This is a genomic window from Lactobacillus corticis (assembly GCF_018327645.1).
GTDB lineage: Bacteria > Bacillota > Bacilli > Lactobacillales > Lactobacillaceae > Lactobacillus > Lactobacillus corticis.
The window spans coordinates 1-1,294 of the sequence record NZ_BMAY01000023.1 but is presented as its reverse complement, the minus strand read 5'-3'; the positions used below and the strand labels follow the sequence as shown (position 1 = coordinate 1,294).

1 protein-coding gene is annotated in these 1,294 nt (G+C 38.0%); it reads right to left on the bottom strand.

The features are described from left to right. A partial coding sequence (locus tag KI210_RS08520; RefSeq protein WP_212781461.1) for an ISL3 family transposase occupies positions 1–1,243 on the bottom strand: 1,243 nt, incomplete at its 3' end. Positions 1,244–1,294 lie beyond the last annotated feature (51 nt).

Below are 1,294 nucleotides of genomic sequence, written 5' to 3'. Positions count from 1 at the left end.
CATTTTCTTCAAGATGAATTCTTTTAAGCAGATTGACGAAGTTTCTGCAGCCGAAGGCAGTCCTTTCAATCTGTTTTATCTTACGGTTAAGTCCTTCAAGACAACCGTTAGAATATTCAAGGTCAATACCGTTAATCACTCCTCGGTAATTACGTTTAAAAGTAAGCAGGGTTGTATGCATTTGCTTGCCAACAATGTTTTTAGAATAAATGATTTCTTTAATAGCCTGCACATCGTGTTTTTGCATAGCCTGAGAAAAGTTTTGCATGGCTTCATAGGTATTCCTTAAAACACCGTTATCGTCTACATCTAAACCCTCGTTAACTATCTGTTCCTGGGTCAGGCTGTCTTTGATTCGCCACTGATATTTTGGCTTTGTCTTTTCAAGTTTGTCATACCGCATTAAATAAAGCTTCCAATAGCCTTTAAGCAGCTTATACTGACGAGATGTTCTGTCTAATTGGCGCATCACACTGACTCTCAGAGAATTAAAGGAGCGGTTGAGCATCTGAATCATATGAAATCTGTCAATAACCACCTTGGCATTAGGAAAACAGGCCCGAACAGCATCTGGATAATAGCAGTTAAGATCCATAGTGACAGTCTCAACGCTTTCTCTGGCTTGAGGTGAATATTTGCCAAAGTATTTTAAAATTGATTTTTTAAAGCGGTTTTGAATAATCTTGATTACCTTGTGCTTTTCGCCATCAATACAGATAAAGTGCAGCTTTCGGCCTACACCCCTGAATTCATCGAAAGCCAGGTGTTTAGGCAGGCTGTCCCAATCACTGTGAAAGTTATGCGAACAAGAAGCTAAAACTCTCTGTACAGTGTTCACGGAAACATTGTGTTCTCTGGCAATACTGGTCATGGAACGATCTTCAGTTAAAGCTGAAATAATTTTACGTTTGGAAATGTTCGAGATACAGCAGTATTTATTAATTAAGTCGGATTTTGCCATTGACCGCTCGCCGCAATCATTACAGAGAACCCTTTGTTTACTGAGCCTGATTATTACCGGCTGTGAAGCATTGGCTGTTATGTAGCGGATATTAGAAATGTAGTGACCATTGTGTTTTATGTCAACGGAACCGCAATGAGGGCAAGCAGGCTGAATCAGTTCCGCGTTGAATACCTTTGCTTTTTTACCCTTGATGAACTTATAGAAATAATCATCAGAAAAAAGGATATTTTTATCTTTAACATCCAGCATAAATTTAATAAAATTATTGTTAGAGGTCATAGCAGTCACAACTTTCTTATATAAAATGTTTGAGTGGTATTGGATTTTTTA